Below are 16,282 nucleotides of genomic sequence, written 5' to 3' on the forward strand. Positions count from 1 at the left end.
CGACATCCACCCCACACAACAACGTCGGCCTTCAAGACCACAACCGGGTCTTGAAGGCCGACGTCACGCGAGCCCCCGAATAAACCAACAGCGTCAAACTGGAACCCCGGGGGCCTCCGTCTCACGCGCTCACGCGGGCGGGCGGCTCACACCTGGACGCGGCGCTCCACCACGTCGGCAAGCTTCGCCAGCGCCTCGTCGCGAGGAATGCCGTTCTCCTGCGAGCCGTCCCGGTAGCGGAACGACACCGTGCCCGCGTTCATGTCCTCGTCACCCACGATGATCATGAACGGCACCTTCTGCTTCTGCGCGTTCCTGATCTTCTTCTGCATCCGGTCGGACGAGGAATCGACCTCGACGCGCAGCCCCTTCTTCTTCGCCTCGGCGGCGAAGTCCTGCAGATACTCGACATGCGCGTCGCCGATCGGGATGCCGACCGCCTGGACAGGGGCCAGCCACGCCGGGAACGCCCCCGCGTAGTGCTCCAGGAGCACCGCGAAGAAGCGCTCGATGGAACCGAACAGCGCGCGGTGGATCATGACAGGGCGCTGCTTGGAGCCGTCCGGGCCGGTGTACTCCAGGTCGAAGCGCTCGGGCAGGTTGAAGTCGAGCTGAACCGTCGACATCTGCCAGGTACGGCCGATGGCGTCACGGGCCTGCACGGAGATCTTCGGACCGTAGAAGGCGGCGCCGCCCGGGTCCGGCACCAGCGGGAGCCCCTGCTTCTCGGCCACCTGGCGCAGCGTCTCGGTGGCCTCCTCCCACGCCTCGTCGGAGCCGACGAACTTCTCCGGGTCCTTGGTGGACAGTTCCAGGTAGAAGTCGGTGAGGCCGTAGTCCCGCAGCAGGTTCAGGACGAAGGTGAGCGTCTTGTCGAGCTCCTCCGCCATCTGCTCGCGGGTGCAGTAGATGTGTGCGTCGTCCTGGGTGAAGCCGCGGGCCCGGGTCAGCCCGTGCACGACGCCCGACTTCTCGTAGCGGTACACGGTCCCGAACTCGAAGAGGCGCAGCGGAAGTTCACGGTACGAGCGGCCGCGCGCGTCGAAGATCAGGTTGTGCATCGGGCAGTTCATGGGCTTGAGGTAGTAGTCCACGCCCTCGTCGAGCTGCATGGGCGGGTACATGCCGTCGGCGTACCAGTCCAGGTGGCCCGAGACCTCGAAGAGCTTCCCCTTCGTGGCGTGCGGGGTGTAGACGAACTCGTAGCCCTCCTCCTCGTGGCGGCGCCGCGAGTAGTCCTCCATGACCCGGCGGATGATGCCGCCCTTGGGGTGGAAGACGGCGAGGCCGGAGCCGATCTCGTCCGGGATGGAGAACAGGTCGAGTTCGTTGCCCAGCTTGCGGTGGTCGCGCTTCTCGGCCTCGGCGAGGAAGTCGAGGTGCGCCTTCAGCTCCTCCTTGGAGGGCCAGGCGGTGCCGTAGATGCGCTGGAGCATGGGGTTCTTCTCGCTGCCGCGCCAGTACGCGGCGGCGTTGCGCATCAGCTTGAACGCCGGGATGTTGCGGGTGGTGGGCAGGTGCGGACCGCGGCAGAGGTCCTTCCAGCACAGGTCACCGGTCTTGGCGTCGAGGTTGTCGTAGATGGTCAGCTCGCCGGAGCCGACCTCGACGTCCGCGCCGTCGTCCGAGGACGCCGACCCCTTGAGGCCGATCAGCTCCAGCTTGTACGGCTCGTCCGCGAGTTCCTCGCGGGCGGCCTCGTCGGTCACCACACGGCGGGAGAAGCGCTGGCCGCGCCTCTGGATCTCCTGCATCTTCTTCTCGATGGCCTTGAGATCCTCGGGCGTGAACGGCTTCTCGACGTCGAAGTCGTAGTAGAACCCGTCCCGGACCGGCGGCCCGATGCCCAGCTTGGCCTCCGGGAACAGCTCCTGCACGGCCTGGGCCATGACGTGCGCGGTGGAGTGGCGCAGGATGTTGAGACCGTCCTCCGAGGAGATGTCGACGCCCTCGACGCTCTCGCCGTCCTTCACCTCGTACGCGAGGTCCTTGAGCTCGCCGGCCACGCGGGCCGCGATGATGGCGCGCTCGCCGGCGAAGAGGTCGGCGGCCGTAGTGCCCGTCGTCACCACGCGCTCTTCCCGCTCGGAATCGCGTTGGATGATCACACGGACGTCTGACACCGGTCTCTCCTGCCTGATGGGTGAGCGCGCACGCGTCCGCGTACGCAGACAGGAATCGTACCGAGCCGGGGGTGCCCTCTGCGAAACGGTTATGCCGTCGCCGGTCACCGCGGGCCGGCGAGGGACGCCGAAAACCCCCACGCGCCCGCCGCCCGCCCGTCGCGGGGCTCTTCCCGGTCACCCGCCCGTGAGTACTCTCACTCGCCTCCGCACGCCTCCTCGAAGAACGCCGTGATCTCCGCCGTCTCCTGGAGGGACTTCATCAGGCGGTCCCGCTCCGCCTCGTCGACCTCCACGGGTGCGACCCCGCCCGCGTCGGTGAGCCGCCGGAAGCCGCCCCTGCTCTCCAACCGTCCCTGGACCTGTACCGGCAGCCCGACGAGATGGGCGTGCCCCGCGATCCGGTACGCCTCCTCGTCGAGGGTCATGCGGACGTGCGGGACCTCGGCTCCGGCGAGGACGCGCAGCCGTACGGTTCCCTCACCGCGCGCGGCCGACCGGCGCATCCGCACCACGGCCCCGGTGAGGCACACCGGGATCGAGGGTTCCGCCCGCAGGTATCGGGCCCCGGCCTCGCGCAGCACCGGCAGATCGCCCGGCGAGAACTCGACGGGTTCGGGCGGGGTCGAGCCACCCTCGGGGACCCCGGCGGCGGGCGCCCACTCGACGGCGACACGGGCTCCCTCGGTGCCGCGGACGAGGGCGACGAGGGCCTCGGTCAGCTCGTGGCTCACCCCGGCCTCCACGGCGCCGTCGAAGGCGTCCATGCCGCCGGTGGCGCGCTGGTAGTCGATGGCCTCGCGGGCGGCGTACAGGGCCTGCTGGAGGCGTACGGCGAGGGGGCGGCCGGTGGCCACGGGGACGAAGGCGGTGAGGCTGCGGCCACCGGGCGCGGCGCCGACGAGAACCCCGTCGAGCAGGGCGGCGGCAGGCAGGCGGTGACGGGCCCCGTGGTAGCCGGCGCGCGCGCGTGTGGCGAGCGCCGCCGCGAGGAGCATCTGGCGTGCGGCGGAACGGAGTTGGTCCTCGACGACCCAGGAGGACGTACCCACGGGCCCGGTCGGCACGTCACGCCACCAGCGGATCTCGTCGCTGGGCACGGCGAGGCCGATCAGGACGTCACGCGCGGCCGGCGATCCGCTGCGGAAGAGGGCCGTCAGCGCCTCGCCCAGCAGGTCGTCGCTGTCGGGGAAGGCCCGGTTCTCGGGGACGAGCAGGCTCATGCCCCTGCCGCCCGGGCCCGGTGGGGTCCAGCGGCCGTACCGTCCGGCGGCTCCACCGCGCCGCTGCCAGCCGTGCCGGAGCAGCAGGGCGCCGAGCACGGCGGGGTCGACCCGGGCGGGGTCGGGCGGCTGGGTCCACACGGGTTCGACGGGGTGGGGCCCTAGCGGGCGCAGGGGCTGGTCGATGGGGCCGTGGGTCACGGTCTGCCTCCCGTTCCGACCCGCGTCATGATCTCGCAGAGCGCTCGGTCGTCGAAGATGCGCGAGGTCGGTATGCGCACGGTCGTGCGGTGCCGGCCGGTGACGGGGTGTCCGGCGAGGTTGACCCAGTAGCAGCAGTGCCGCAGGTCGAGCCGGTCGTGCCCGGCGCGCAGCCACTGGTCCCTCGATCTCGGGACGATCATCACGACGAGGATCTTGTGCACCGAGACGGGTGTGCGGGCGAGCTTCGCCAGGTGGTCGTTGTCGAGCGTGAAGGAGAAGGTGCGGCCGGCCGGGTTGGGTGCGACCTGGTAGGTGGCCTTGAGCTGCACCTTGATGGTGACCTCGTCGTCGACCGTGTGGCCGGGTGAGCCGTGGCTGACGTGCCAGTCGATGCCGTTGTCCGGAAAGGGCTGGGACAGCGAGCAGCCGGCCGCGGCGGCGACCGCGTGCAGATAGCCCACCTGCAGTGTCTCCATGCAGGCGGTGGTGGCGAGGGAGCCGCGGTGTGACTCCGCGTGCTCGGGCAGCAGCCCGCCCCGCTCGGGCTGCGCTATGGCCATGACCAACAGCCTTCCCCTACAGGTCCTTCCCGTGCCGAGCCCCTGAACTGCGCAGACCCGTACTTCTGTTGTCTCCTCCCGGCGTACGGCGCAAACAGCCCGGGTATCAACAAACGGGCAGAAGACGGGGCGTCAGCTGCGCTGGGTGACGGAGGAGTTGAATACGCATGACGTGTTGGTACGAGGGGCCCTTGGCGGCCTTCGACACGGAGACCACGGGCGTGGACGTCGAGACCGACCGGATCGTGTCGGCCGCCGTCGTCGTCCAGGACGCTCCGGGCACCCGCCCCCGGGTGACCCGGTGGCTGGTGAACCCGGGTGTGCCGGTGCCGGCCGGGGCGACGGCGGTGCACGGGCTGACGGACGAGCGGTTGCAGCGCGAGGGGCGCTGGCCGTCTCCCGTGATGGAGGAGATAGCCAGGGCGCTGGCCGAGCAGGCGACGCGCGGTCGCCCGCTGGTGGTGATGAACGCGCCATTCGATCTGACGCTGCTGGACAGGGAGTTGCGGCGTCACCGCGCCTCGTCGCTCGACCGGTGGTTCGAGACGACACCGTTGCGCGTGCTCGACCCTCGGGTCCTGGACAAGCACCTGGACCGCTACCGCAAGGGCCGCCGCACCCTGACCGATCTCTGCGCGCACTACGAGGTCGTGCTGGACGGCGCGCATGACGCGGCGGCCGACGCGCAGGCGGCGATGGACGTCGTACGGGCCGTGGGGCGGCGTTTCGCCACCAGGCTGGACCGCCTCTCCCCCGCCGAGCTGCACACCCTGCAGGCGGTGTGGCACGCGGCGCAGGCACGCGGCCTTCAGGCGTGGTTCGCGCGCAGCGGCACGGAGGAGACGGTGGATCCGGCGTGGCCCCTGCGCCCGGGACTGGCCGCGGCGGCGTGAACGGCAGATCGAGCGGCCGACGACGCGTCGGTGTGAGCGGGGAAACGAAGAACCGGCCCGACTCTGTCGGACCGGTTCTCTTCCGGGTGGGCGATACTGGGTTCGAACCAGTGACCTCTTCGGTGTGAACGAAGCGCTCTCCCACTGAGCTAATCGCCCGGGAACGCACTGAACAATACAGGTCCCGACGGCTCTGGTTCAAACCGCTTGTCCGCGGGCCGCGAGGTGCGCGACGAGTCCCCGGCGTCCCGCCCGCATCATCAGCGCGTGGTTGGCGCGGAACAGGGGCCGGCCCGGCACGGCGAGCCGTCGCATCAGGGGCTTGGCGACGTCGACCTCCTGGTCGTAGCGAGCAAGGGTGCCCGTCCCGTCGGCGGTGAGCGTCCAGCGGGCCCAGCCCTCGAGATCCCCGCTCATCCCGATCTCCAGGATCCCGGCATCCGGGTCGCGCCGTACCTCGCGCGCCGTGAGGACGAGGTCGTACGGCAGGACCGAGCGGATCCGGAGCGTGCCGCCGGTGTCGTCGACCGGGATCACCTCGCGCACCTGACGCCACCAGCGCGGATAGTCCTCGACCCGTTGGAGCACGTCGTACACGGCGGTGGGCGGCGCGGACAGGACCCAGAGGCTGTGGAATCGGTAGTGGCACCAGTCCATGCTCGGATTGTGCCCGTACGGGGGCCAAGGTGGCTGGACCTGAGTACCGCCCTGAGTACGTACGCTCATGCCGTGCGGCGTGACCCGGACCACACTCCGACCCATGACGCATTTTTCGTCCCCGGCCGAGGAGTTGCGCCTCCTCGACACCGAGTTGCGGCAGCTCGACGCCCGCCGCGCCTTCCTGCTGACGCGCCGCGCCTGGCTGGTCAACGCGCTGTACGCCCAGGCTCCTGTGCCGCCCCACCCCTCCGCGCGACCGTCGGCCCGGGGTCCCGAGGCGTCGGCGCCCGGTGTCCAGAATGTGCTGCTGCTCCTCGGCGGTGTCCTGCTGACCGTCGCGGCCATCGCGTTCACCCTGGTCAGCTGGGGGCACATGGGGATCGCCGGCCGATCGCTGGTCCTCGGCGGAGTGACCCTCGCCGCCCTCGCCACGCCCGTGGCGCTGCTGCGGCGGGGGCTGCGCTCGACCGCCGAGGCGGTGACCGGCCTCGGCCTGGCCCTGACCGTGCTCGACGCCTACGCCCTGCACGAGGTCGTCCTCACGGGGACCGACGGCACGGGGTTCGCGGCGGCCGCCTCGGCGGTGCTGGCGGCGACATGGGCGGCGTACGGCATGGCCGTGGGCGCGGCCGTTCCCTCGGCCCCGTCGGCCGGCGACGGCTCGCCGCACCGTTCGCCCGCGGGTGACGAGGAGGGCCGCGACCCGGCGGGCGCGGGTCCGAGACTCTTGCGCAGCGCCCTGCGCCTGCCGTTCCCCCTTGCCCTGGTCGCCGCACAACTCCCCCTGCTGCTGTGGGTGCTGGCGCTGGGCGCGGGTGTGGAGACGGTCACGGCCGCGGTGCTGGTGACGGCCGCCGCCGACAGCGCGGTCGCGCTCAAGGTGCGAGTCACGCCGGTCCGGATCGTCGCCCTGGTGGGCGCGTTCGGCTGGGGCGCCTGGGGTGTTCTGGCAGCCGGGTGGCTCTCGTGGGCCGCCTCGGGTCCGAGCGCCGCCGCACGGGCGGCGGCGCTCCTCGCCCTCGCCGCCGCTGTCGCCCTGACCGCCGCCCGGCTCGTCCCGAAGCCGGGCCTGGCCCTCGGCACCGCCCTGACCGGCGGCCTGCTGACGGTCGCGGCGCTCGGCGGGGTCCTGCGGGCCGCGCTGCCGGACGTGTGGACGGTCCCCGGCTATCTGCTGTGCGGTGTCGCCCTGCTGGCGGTCGTCCGGACCCGTGTGCCCGATCCGGTACGGCGGGGTCTCGTCCTGTCCTCCGCGACGGTTCAGGCCCTCGCCGTGGTCACCACGCTCCCTGCGGTCGCCGTCACCCTGCTGGGCCCGGTCGGCTGGGTCGAGCGGATCTGGTCCGGCGCGCCCGCCGACGCCCGTGCCGCGGTGACGGTGGGCGCGCCGTGGCCGCCGCTCACGGCGACGGTCCCCCTCGTCCTGGCCGTGATCGCCGGGGTGCTGGCCCTGGCCGGACGTACGACCCCCTGGCGGACCCCCGCCCTGGCCGGCGCGCTCGTCCTCGGGTGGGCGACTGCCCTGGTGTTCCCGGCTGTGCTGGAACTCCCTCACCCGGCGGGGCTGGTGACCCAGGGAGCCGTGGCGGTGGCCGCGCTGGTGGTGGCCCGCGTACGGCCGACGGCCGGCAACGGCCTCCAGGCTCCCCTCCCGCTCACGGCCACGCTGCTGGCCCTGGTCACTTCGGTGAACCTCGCGCTGACGGCGCTCGCCACCGAGTCCGCGACCCTGACCGTGCTGGCCGCCTCGGCCGTCCTGTTCGCCCTGGCCTCCTGGCGCACGGACCTCGGTCCGCTCACCGCGCCCGCCGCGCTCGTCCACGGCACCGCGCTGACCTGCGCGGTCGGCGCGTCCGCCGGCTGGGAGCCGCAGCACGCGGCCCTGCTGGTCCTGGCGGTGCCGGCCATCGCCGCCCTGCTCGCGGCGCGCCTCGGCGCCTCCCCCATGACCATCCCGGTCGAGGCGACCGGCGCCGCGGCGGGCCTCCTGGCCGTCGCCCTCTCCGTCACCGACGCGCCCATGCTGGCCCTGACCCTCGCGCTCTGCGGGGTCATCGCGGCGGGCACCGCCGTACGCCCGGACCGACGCACGGTCGGCTATGCGGCCGCCGCGCTCCTGGTGCTGGCCAGTTGGGTGCGGCTTGCGGCCTGGGAGGTCGGGTCCCCGGAGGCGTACACGCTCCCGGTGACCGTCCCGGCGCTGGCCGTCGGCCTCCTCCGGCGTCGTCGCGATCCGGGGGCCTCGTCCTGGACGGCGTACGGCCCCGGCCTCGCCGCCACGCTCCTGCCGAGCCTCGTGGCGGCCTGGGGCGACGCGCACTGGCCGCGCCCCCTGCTCCTCGGCACGGCGGCGCTGGCCCTCACCTTCGTCGGCGCCCGCCACCGCCTCCGGGCCCCGCTCCTGCTGGGCGGCGCCACCCTCACGCTGGTGACCCTGCACGAACTCGCCCCGTACATCGCCCAGGTGGTCGACGCCCTCCCCCGCTGGGCGCCTCCCGCCCTGGCCGGCCTGGTACTGCTGGCCGCGGGCGCCACGTACGAGCAGCGTCTGCGCGACGCACGACGCGTGCGCGACGTCCTCGGGAAGATGACCTGACGATCCCGGGGTCTCCCCAGGGGGGAGTGTCCGCCTGAGGGCGCGGGGAACTGCGCGCCCGGCCACAACGGGCCCGCGGTTCCCCACCCCGAGGCGCCCCCGGTCCTCGTCAGTGGAGCGTCACGGCATCTTGGCGCCCACCAGCGCCAGGTTCTGAATGGCCGCCAGGCCGTACAGCGCCGTCGCGTTGGTGGACACCCACGCGGCCTCGCTGCCGGGGACGAGCCCGGTCGGCCCCTCCACCTTCTTGGTGGTCCAGTCGGTCGACTCCTTGTAGTCCCAGGTGTCGGCGCTGTTGTAGAACTGCCGCCACGCACGGGCCGCGAGCTTGTCGTCCTTCAACTGCACGGCGGCGTAGGCGTCCTGCCGTGAGTGTCCCTGGAACAGCAGCAGGTTTCCGAAGTTGGAGCCGTACCGGGCGGCCTGCTCGGCCTTCGTGGCGTTGAAGTAGCGGCAGTAGTCCAGCCATGCCTCCTTGAACTTGGGCATGTCGATCTGGTCGATGAGTTCCGCGCACATCTCGACCAGGCCGAACATCGCCGACAGGTGCGAGACGCTGACGACGGACTTGTCCGCGACGGCGAACTGGCCGGTGTCCAGGTCGTACAGCCCGTTGCCCTGGACGAACCCGTTGGGCTGGGCGGCGATGGTCTCCATGGTCGACAGGACGCGCGCCTTGGCCTTCTCCCACTTCGGGCCGCGCCGCTCCCACTCGGTGAGCCACGCGGAGACCAGGCCCGACCAGTCCGTGCCGAAGCCGATCGACAGGGCGTTGCGGTCGGGTGTGTACGGCTCGGTGCGGATCTTGCGGATGGGGTCGAGGACGAGGAACGTCTCGTCCGAGTCGACGTTGGCGTGCATGAGGTCGCCGACGCGTTCGTCGGCGGTGAGGAAGTAGTAGTAGCGGCGGTAGGTGGTGTTGGCGATGCGCTGCTGCTTGGCGCTGTCCGCGTAGTGCTGGACGCCGTGGCGGGTGCCGAGGCCGGCCCACTTGCCGAGGTGGTAGACGTCGACCTCGCCGGTATGGCGGGTCATGGCCTCCGCGAAGCGGAAGACGTCGGCGCGGCCCGAGCGCATGTACGCGAACCAGAGCCACAGGTCCGGCGAGAGCTCGGAGTTGTCCCAGGCGTAGCCGCCGACGTCGTAGCACCACTGGTGGCGGCTCGGGTCGTAGCTGTGCATGATGTCGCCGTAGTCCCAGAAGCCGTACCAACGGCGCATCTCCACCTGGTCCTTGTAATAGGTGAAGAGGAAGTCGAGGTGGTCCTCGATCTTCGCCTTGGCGGCGGTCGAGCGGTCCGGCCGGGAGAACAGCTTTCCGAAGACACCGGCCTTGATGAGCTGCTGGGGCGGCGCGGCCAGCTGCGGGGGTGTGCGGACGGCCTCGACCTGCCTGGCCATGTCCTCGGCTGCGGGCGTCGACTCATGCGCCCAGAAGAGGAGTTCGCTGGTGCGGGCGATGCCGTAGGGGGTGCCGAAGCCGGGCTCGTAGTCCTCGTAGGTGATGTTGAGACCTTCGAGCTGCTCCGGGTAGGTGTCCTGGCCCATGCCGTCGTGGTAGAAGCGCAGGTCCATGGGCTGTGCCTCGGGCGACCAGAGCCACAGGGTGACCTCGGCCTCGTCGGTGTGGGCGTCCCGGATGTCGAGCTGCGCGGGGAACTTCTCCCAGAAGTCCCTGAGGCCGAAGGCGAATCCGCCGCTCGTGCCGCCCACGTAACCGAAGCCGCTGGCCCGCCGGCCGCCGCCCGCCGGGATCCAGCCGTGGCCCTTCTTCGTCCGCTTGCGGACCGAGAAGCCGTCGGCGGAGAGCTGTGAGAGGGTGTAGTCGCCCCATTCGGGGATGTACTGCAGACGGGTGGTGACCCGCTGGTCCCACGTCGACGGGTCCGGCAGCTTCTTGCCCTCGAACTGGGCGGTGCGCACGGCCGAGCCCGGGTCGCGGCGCAGCCCGGTGATGCCCTTGACCGCCTCGCGGAGCAGACCGGTACCCTCGCCGCCGATACGGATGTGCCGGTCGTACGCGGCGTCGCGCATCGGGACCTTGAAGCGGACACCGATGCCGCGGATGAAGTCGCCGCTCGCCTTTCCGGGCTCCTGGGTGCCGTCGAAGGTGATGGTGTGGATCATGCGGAACGATTCGGCGCCCGCGTAGAAGTAGAGCCGGATCGAGAAGGGGAGCCAGCTGCGGCTGCCCTTGCGGTGCTTGCCGTCGATGCGGACCACGGCGCGGACGGGGCCCTCCTGCTCGACCTCGACCTGGTCGATGACGCTCTCGAAGCGCTCGTACTTGACCGTGCCCTGGTCGCCGTCCTCGATCTCGGGCTGGCGCAGCAGGACGAGGCGACCGGTCCGGGCGACCTCGGTGGAGCCGCGCAGCACCGACTTGACGAGGGTGGAACCGCTCTTGCCGATCCTGGCGGTGATGACGCCGGTCGACACGTCGATGGTGCCACCGCGCTTGTCGACGGTGACCTTCTTCGCGGGCGCGGCGGGGGTGCCCGCGGTGAGGGTGAGCCTGCCGGAGCCGGCGCCCGCGCCGACCGCGTGGGCGGTCCACTTCAGGGAGCCGTCCGGCCAGTAGCCGATGGGCCAGGACTGGACGGGGATCTCCTTGCCGTCCTCGTCCTTCAAGGCGAACGACTGTTCCTTCTGGTACACGCCCTTCGGCCAGGGCACACCCAAGGTGGAGCCGGGCGCGGCACCGAGGCCGCCTTCCTCCAGCCAGTCCAGGGTGACCGGGTCCGCCTCCGCGGCCTCGGCTCTCGGTGCCGCCTGGGCGGCCGTACTCCCTAGCGCCCAACTGAGCTGTGTGGCGGCTCCGGCGACGGCGGCCGCCTTGAGCAGGGACCTGCGGTCGATGGGGGACATGGCCTTTCCTTTCCGTACGGGAAGTCGTGCCTGCGGATGCTCATGGGCATGGCAGAGGAAGGTGCGGCGCCCCGGGCGCCGACCTTGTGCGAGGCACCGCCTTCGTTCAGTGGCGGCGCCGGTACCGCTCCTCCACGGCGACGGCCGCCGCGGCGACGGCCCCGAGGACCGGGACCGCCAGCGGGGCGACGATCCAGGCGGAGCAGGCGACCACGGCCAGTCCGCCGACGAGGAGGAAGGACCCGGCGGGGTCGAGCAGCGTCCGGCGCCCGGCGGCGGCGAGGAGGGTGCGCCAGGCGGCACCGGGCCCCCAGAGCGCCGCCGCGCGCAGGATCGACACGGCGGCGCCGATCAGCGCGAGGATGCCGACGGCACCGACCAGCGGTCCGCCCGGAATCCCGGCGCGGACGGCCTGGACGTCGACCCACACCGCCGCGAGCGCCACCCAGCCGGCGAGCCCGACGAGCCAGCCGCCGCGCACCGCCGTCCGGACATCGGCCACGAACTCGCGCAGACCGCCGCCCATGTGGGCGGTACGGCGACGGAGGTGCCGGGAACCTGCGGCGAACGCGGCGGGGTACGTCACCAGCGGCAGCGAGGCCACAGCGATCCACACCCCGGTCAGCAGACACTCGGCGAACAGCGCGAACCGCTCGGCGAGCGGGGACTCCCCACGGGGTGCGACGGCCTTCGCCCGGGCCTGGGCCATGATCGGTTCACCTCAGCCCTTCAGGCCGGACGTGGCCATGCCGTCGATCAGATAGCGCTGGAAGGCGAGGAAGAAGGCGAGCACCGGCAACAGGGCCACCAGCGACATCGCGATCATGCCGCCGTAGTTGGCCACGGCGTCCTGGTCCACGAACATCTTCAGACCGAGCGAGACCGTGTAGTTCTCGGGGTCGTTCAGATAGATCAGCGGGCCCATGAAGTCGTTCCAGGCGTTGATGAACGTGAAGATCGCACTGGTGATGAGCGCGGGCCGGGACAGCGGCAGCACGATCGACCAGTAGATCCGGAAGTGCCCGCAGCCGTCGAGACGGGCCGCCTCGTCGAGTTCCTTGGGCAGGTTCCGCATGAACTGCACCATCAGGAAGACGAAGAACGCCTCCGTCGCCAGGTACTTGGGCAGCAGCAGCGGAGTGTTGGTGTTGATCATGTCCATGTTGCGGAACAGCACGTACTGCGGGATCAGCAGCACGTGGTAAGGCAACAGAAGCGTGCCGATCATCAGCGTGAACAGCAGGTTCCGGCCCGCGAACTTGATCTTCGAGAAGGCGTACGCCGTCAGTGAGCAGGACACCAGGATCCCGACCACCGACCCCACGGCGAGCGTGAGCGAGTTGAGGAAGAACGTGGAGATCGGGATGTCGGCGATGCCGTCCGAGAGCCGTGTGTAGTTGGAGACGATCGGATCGCTCGGAAACAGGTCCAGGCTGCCGACGATGTCGTCACTGTTCTTGAACGAGCCCCCCACGACCCAGATCACCGGATAGAGGATCACCGCGAGGATCAGCAGGGACCCGATGTGCCAGGCGAGGGAGCCTGGCAGCTTGCGCCGGAGGGCACCCTCCTTCGCGGACGGGGCCGGGGCCGGAGTGATCTCGGTGGCCGATGGGGGTGCCCCCTGATCGAGCGAAGTCGAGAGATTGGGGGAGCTCATCAGGCACCCTCCTCGTAGTGCACCCAGCGCTTCTGGGACCAGAACAGCACCGCCGTCACCAGGGCGACCGCGACCAGCAGCACCCAGGCCATGGCGGAGGCCAGGCCCATCCGGCTGTTCTCGAAGCCCTGGACGTACAGATAACAGGTGTAGACCATCGAACCGTCGGCCGGACCGCAGGCGTTGCCGCCGGCGCCGCCGCCGACGATGTACGCCGAGCTGAAGATCTGGAAGGAGTGGATCGTCTCCAGCAGGACGTTGAAGAACAGGACCGGGGAGATCATCGGCAGGGTGATGTTCCAGAACCGCCGGAACGTACCCGCTCCGTCGACCTCGGCCGCCTCGTAGAGCTCGCGGGGGACCTGTTTGAGACCGGCCAGGAAGATCACCATGGGGGCGCCGAACTGCCAGACCGTGAGCGCCACCAGGCTGTAGATGATCAGGTCCGGGTCACCGGTCCAGCCCCCGACGTCGATCCCGAAGAGCTTCTGCGTACGGTCGACGATGGCGTCGTCCGAGAAGATCGCCTTCCACACGATCGCGATGGAGACGCTCGCCCCGATCAGCGACGGCGCATAGAAAGCGGCACGGTAGAAGGCCTGTCCGCGGCGCTTCTGGGCCAGCAGCAGCGCCACACCGAGGGCGGCGATCAGTTTGATCGGCGTACCGACGACGACGTACCAGAGCGTCACCCGCACCGAGTTCTGCCAGCGCGGATCGGCGAACATCTCGGAGAAGTTGTCGAGGCCGATCCACTTGGGCGCGTCGAACAGGTTGTAGTCGGTGAAGGCGAAGTAGAGCGAGGCGGCCATCGGGCCCGCTGTCAGCAGGAGGAACCCGGCGATCCACGGGGACATGAAGAGATAGCCGGCCAAGGTCTCCCGGCGGCCCCGCCGCTTGAGGGCGGCGGGGCGCGGAGACTTGGCCGGACGGTGCCGCGGCTCGGAGTCCTTGGTCAGGCCCTCCATCGCAGGGGCGTGTGTCACGGCGGTTCCCATCAGCTGCCGAGAGCCGTCTTCGACTCGGTGAAGAACTGCTTGACGGCGTCGTCGACCGACCGCTTGCCGAGGGCGAGCTCCTCGGCGATGCGCATGAAGCCGGCCTCACAGATGTCCGCGCCGTTCGGATGCGGGGTGATGGGTTCCAGGACGCCCGCCGTGACGAGGGACTCCTCGTACTCCGCGATGGCCTTGTTCACCGGGTCGGTCGGCTTGAACGCGTCGTACTGGGCCTGCGTCGCGGGCACACCGCGGTCGTAGCCCATGATCTTGGCGACCTCGGGCTCGTGCACCATGAAGTTGATGAACTGCGCGACTTCCTTGGGGTGCTGGGTGCGCTTGGAGGCGCTGAGCATGAGGGAGCCGAGGTACTGGCCGGTCTTCTTGCCGTCGGTGGTCGGGATGGGGGCCAGACCGTACTCGCTCTTGCCCTCGGAGGTGTAACGGACCGTGAAGTTGTCCCAGGTGAACTCACCGGCGGCGAGTTCCGCGGCGACCGCCGACTTGGGCTTGGTCTGGGCGACCTTCTTGGGATCGGCGTAGATGCCTTCCTTGACGCCCTTCTCCGCCTTCGTCCACCACTGCTTCAGGTCCGCCTCGGTGAAGCCGAGACCGTCCTCGGTGAAGAACGCCTTGCCGTTCTGGCGCAGGTAGAGGTCGTAGAGGTACATGACGCCGTACATGCCGCTGTCGCCGGCCCGTCCCGCCTTGTCACGGATCTTCTTCATCGCCGCGTCGAAGTCGTCCCAGGTCCAGCCCTGCTGCGGCCTCACACCGGACTTGGTGTAGACGGGCTTGTCGATCACCAGGGCCATCGAGTTGGAACCGACCGGGATCCCGAGCAGCTTCCCGTCGACCTCGCCGAACTTCTCCAGACCCGCCCTGAAGCCGTCCAGGGAGAGGTTGCCCGCCTCGACCTGTGCGTTGAGATCGAGCAACACATTCTTCGCATCGTATTTCCGCAGAAAGCCGATGGCATTCTGGAAGACGTCCGGCGGATTTCCACCGGAGGCCTGGGTGTTGAACTTCTTCCAGAAGTCGGGGTACACCTGGAAGTCGGTCTTCACCTTGATCTTCGGGTACTTCTTCTCGAAAAGGGCGATGGTCTTCTTGATGCGCTCCGCCCGGTCCTCGGCACCCCACCAGGCGTAACGGATCGTCACCGTCCCATCCCCCGACCCGCTGTCGCCGCCGCAGGCCGTGGCTGTCGCCCCGAGCCCCGCGACGGCCAGTGAGGCTCCGGCCGCCTTGAGGACAGTCCGCCTCTCAACATTCTTGTCCTGGTGCATGGTTGGGCCTCCCCGCGACGTTGCGTCCGCCTCATGAATCGTTTCAAGTAAGCGCTTGCTGGCACAAGGTACGGAGCCCCTCAGGAGACGTCAATGATTCGGACAGGAATTGATGGAAAGCCGAGGGCCCACCGAGCGGGGGTCACAGGCCGGCCCCGGTGACCGATCGTCAATCAAACCTGCAGGTGGGCGAGTTGTGACCGACCAATCGAACGTGAGACGGGCAGTCGGCCTGAGTCCCAGCGAGGCCGAAAGGAGCCACGGGGCTGTGACACCGGGCCGAGCGGATCGACGCCGCCGACTTCGCTATCTGACAGAGGGTGAGGAGGCGGTGAGCGTCGACGACGAGGGGCGAGGGGCTTCCAGGGGCTGGAACTGGCCAATTACCGGCGAGCGGGAGGTGACTCGGACGGGGAGAAGGCTCGGGCGGACGGGGTGAGGGGCTTCGGCCGGAGAGCGCGGGGCGCCGGGCCGACGGGCGGGGCGGATGGGGATGACGGACCAGGCCGGACGCGCGGGTGGACCTTCACAGGGTGCGTCGGGGACGGGGGCGTCGCCCGGATACCGACTGCCTTTCCGGCCCTGAACAGTTGCTTTACCGACCTCGGAAGCGGAAGGCACCGGGCAGGGCGTGAGCGCACCGGCGGGACTGCGGCAGGGCGCGAGTGCATCCGCGGGACTGCGGCAGGGCGCGAGTGCATCCGCGGGACTGCGGCAGGGCGCGAGTGCATCCGCGGGCCGGGCCGCCGAGAAGATGCTCGGCGACCGGATCCGGCCTCCGTGCCGACGCCCTGGGCGTCGGCACGGGCGGGCGACGCAACCCCGGGCACCGGCCGCTGACGCATGTCGATCGGCGGCCATGTCCGGGATTCGCCTCTACCCCTTCGGCGACGCGATGCTCGGTACCCGAGAGGGGGTCTGGGCCCTGGGCACGGCGAAACTCTCGAACCCCGCGAGGAAGGCGCCTGCCGCCCGCCACCGCCCGAGCCGCCACACGCTGCCTGCACACGCGAAACGACTCGGTCCACGGAAACCGTGGACCGAGTCGTTTCGACTGGTGGGCGATACTGGGTTCGAACCAGTGACCTCTTCGGTGTGAACGAAGCGCTCTCCCACTGAGCTAATCGCCCGGGCGCAGGAAGAACATTACCCCATGTCAGGGGGTGCCTCGGACAGGGTGCGGATGCCCCTCGGCGCCCCCTCCCGCG

General features: G+C 70.3%; 11 protein-coding genes and 2 tRNA genes. 2 read left to right on the forward strand and 11 right to left on the reverse strand.

The features are described from left to right. Window positions 1-146 precede the first annotated feature (146 nt). From thrS to ACZ43N_RS21580, 3 genes are all read right to left on the reverse strand, one after another. The gene (gene thrS / locus ACZ43N_RS21570; RefSeq protein WP_468099503.1) at window positions 147-2,123 is read right to left on the reverse strand and encodes a threonine--tRNA ligase; all 1,977 of its coding nucleotides are present in this window, start codon (window positions 2,121-2,123) and stop codon (window positions 147-149) included. Between the two features lie 197 nt (window positions 2,124-2,320). Then, a complete protein-coding gene (locus tag ACZ43N_RS21575) occupies window positions 2,321-3,547 on the reverse strand; it encodes a hypothetical protein (RefSeq protein WP_468099505.1) in 1,227 nt (408 codons plus the stop codon). After that, complete coding sequence (locus ACZ43N_RS21580) at window positions 3,544-4,110, reverse strand: DUF4365 domain-containing protein (protein WP_468099507.1); 567 nt, start codon at window positions 4,108-4,110, stop codon at window positions 3,544-3,546. Before ACZ43N_RS21580 ends, ACZ43N_RS21575 begins: the two co-directional genes overlap by 4 nt. A gap of 167 nt (window positions 4,111-4,277) precedes the next feature. On the opposite strand from ACZ43N_RS21580, the gene ACZ43N_RS21585 reads away from it, so the two are divergent. After that, the gene (locus ACZ43N_RS21585; protein ID WP_468099508.1) at window positions 4,278-5,003 is read left to right on the forward strand and encodes an exonuclease domain-containing protein; all 726 of its coding nucleotides are present in this window, start codon (window positions 4,278-4,280) and stop codon (window positions 5,001-5,003) included. An 87-nt stretch (window positions 5,004-5,090) separates the two neighbouring features. Here the strand turns inward: ACZ43N_RS21585 and ACZ43N_RS21590 are convergent. Together ACZ43N_RS21590 and ACZ43N_RS21595 are read right to left on the reverse strand one after the other, a co-directional pair. After that, window positions 5,091-5,162 (reverse strand) — tRNA-Val (locus ACZ43N_RS21590). A 39-nt stretch (window positions 5,163-5,201) separates the two neighbouring features. Next, window positions 5,202-5,660 carry an SRPBCC family protein gene (locus ACZ43N_RS21595; protein ID WP_468099942.1) on the reverse strand — a complete coding sequence of 153 codons (459 nt, stop codon included), beginning with the start codon at window positions 5,658-5,660 and terminating at the stop codon, window positions 5,202-5,204. Window positions 5,661-5,763: 103 nt separating this feature from the next. On the opposite strand from ACZ43N_RS21595, the gene ACZ43N_RS21600 reads away from it, so the two are divergent. Further along, the gene (locus ACZ43N_RS21600; protein WP_468099509.1) at window positions 5,764-8,259 is read left to right on the forward strand and encodes an SCO7613 C-terminal domain-containing membrane protein; all 2,496 of its coding nucleotides are present in this window, start codon (window positions 5,764-5,766) and stop codon (window positions 8,257-8,259) included. 120 nt (window positions 8,260-8,379) lie between these two features. Here ACZ43N_RS21600 and ACZ43N_RS21605 read toward each other — a convergent pair whose 3' ends face one another. The 6 genes from ACZ43N_RS21605 to ACZ43N_RS21630 form a co-directional block, all read right to left on the reverse strand. Beyond that, window positions 8,380-11,127 (reverse strand): exo-rhamnogalacturonan lyase family protein, encoded by a 2,748-nt coding sequence (locus ACZ43N_RS21605; RefSeq protein ID WP_468099511.1) that lies wholly within the window; start codon window positions 11,125-11,127, stop codon window positions 8,380-8,382. 106 nt (window positions 11,128-11,233) lie between these two features. Continuing rightward, a complete protein-coding gene (locus ACZ43N_RS21610; protein ID WP_468099512.1) occupies window positions 11,234-11,836 on the reverse strand; it encodes a hypothetical protein in 603 nt (200 codons plus the stop codon). 12 nt (window positions 11,837-11,848) lie between these two features. Continuing rightward, window positions 11,849-12,787, reverse strand: coding sequence for a carbohydrate ABC transporter permease (locus ACZ43N_RS21615; RefSeq protein WP_468099513.1), 939 nt, complete (start codon window positions 12,785-12,787; stop codon window positions 11,849-11,851). Continuing rightward, the gene (locus ACZ43N_RS21620) at window positions 12,787-13,785 is read right to left on the reverse strand and encodes a carbohydrate ABC transporter permease (protein WP_468099515.1); all 999 of its coding nucleotides are present in this window, start codon (window positions 13,783-13,785) and stop codon (window positions 12,787-12,789) included. Before ACZ43N_RS21620 ends, ACZ43N_RS21615 begins: the two co-directional genes overlap by 1 nt. After that, window positions 13,785-15,074, reverse strand: a complete 1,290-nt coding sequence (locus tag ACZ43N_RS21625) for an ABC transporter substrate-binding protein (RefSeq protein ID WP_468099517.1) — start codon at window positions 15,072-15,074, stop codon at window positions 13,785-13,787. The genes ACZ43N_RS21620 and ACZ43N_RS21625 overlap by 1 nt, the downstream gene beginning before the upstream one ends. A 1,055-nt stretch (window positions 15,075-16,129) precedes the next feature. Next, window positions 16,130-16,204, reverse strand: a tRNA-Val gene (locus tag ACZ43N_RS21630). Window positions 16,205-16,282: the final 78 nt, after the last annotated feature.

This window comes from Streptomyces sp. NPDC030814 (genome assembly GCF_055572155.1).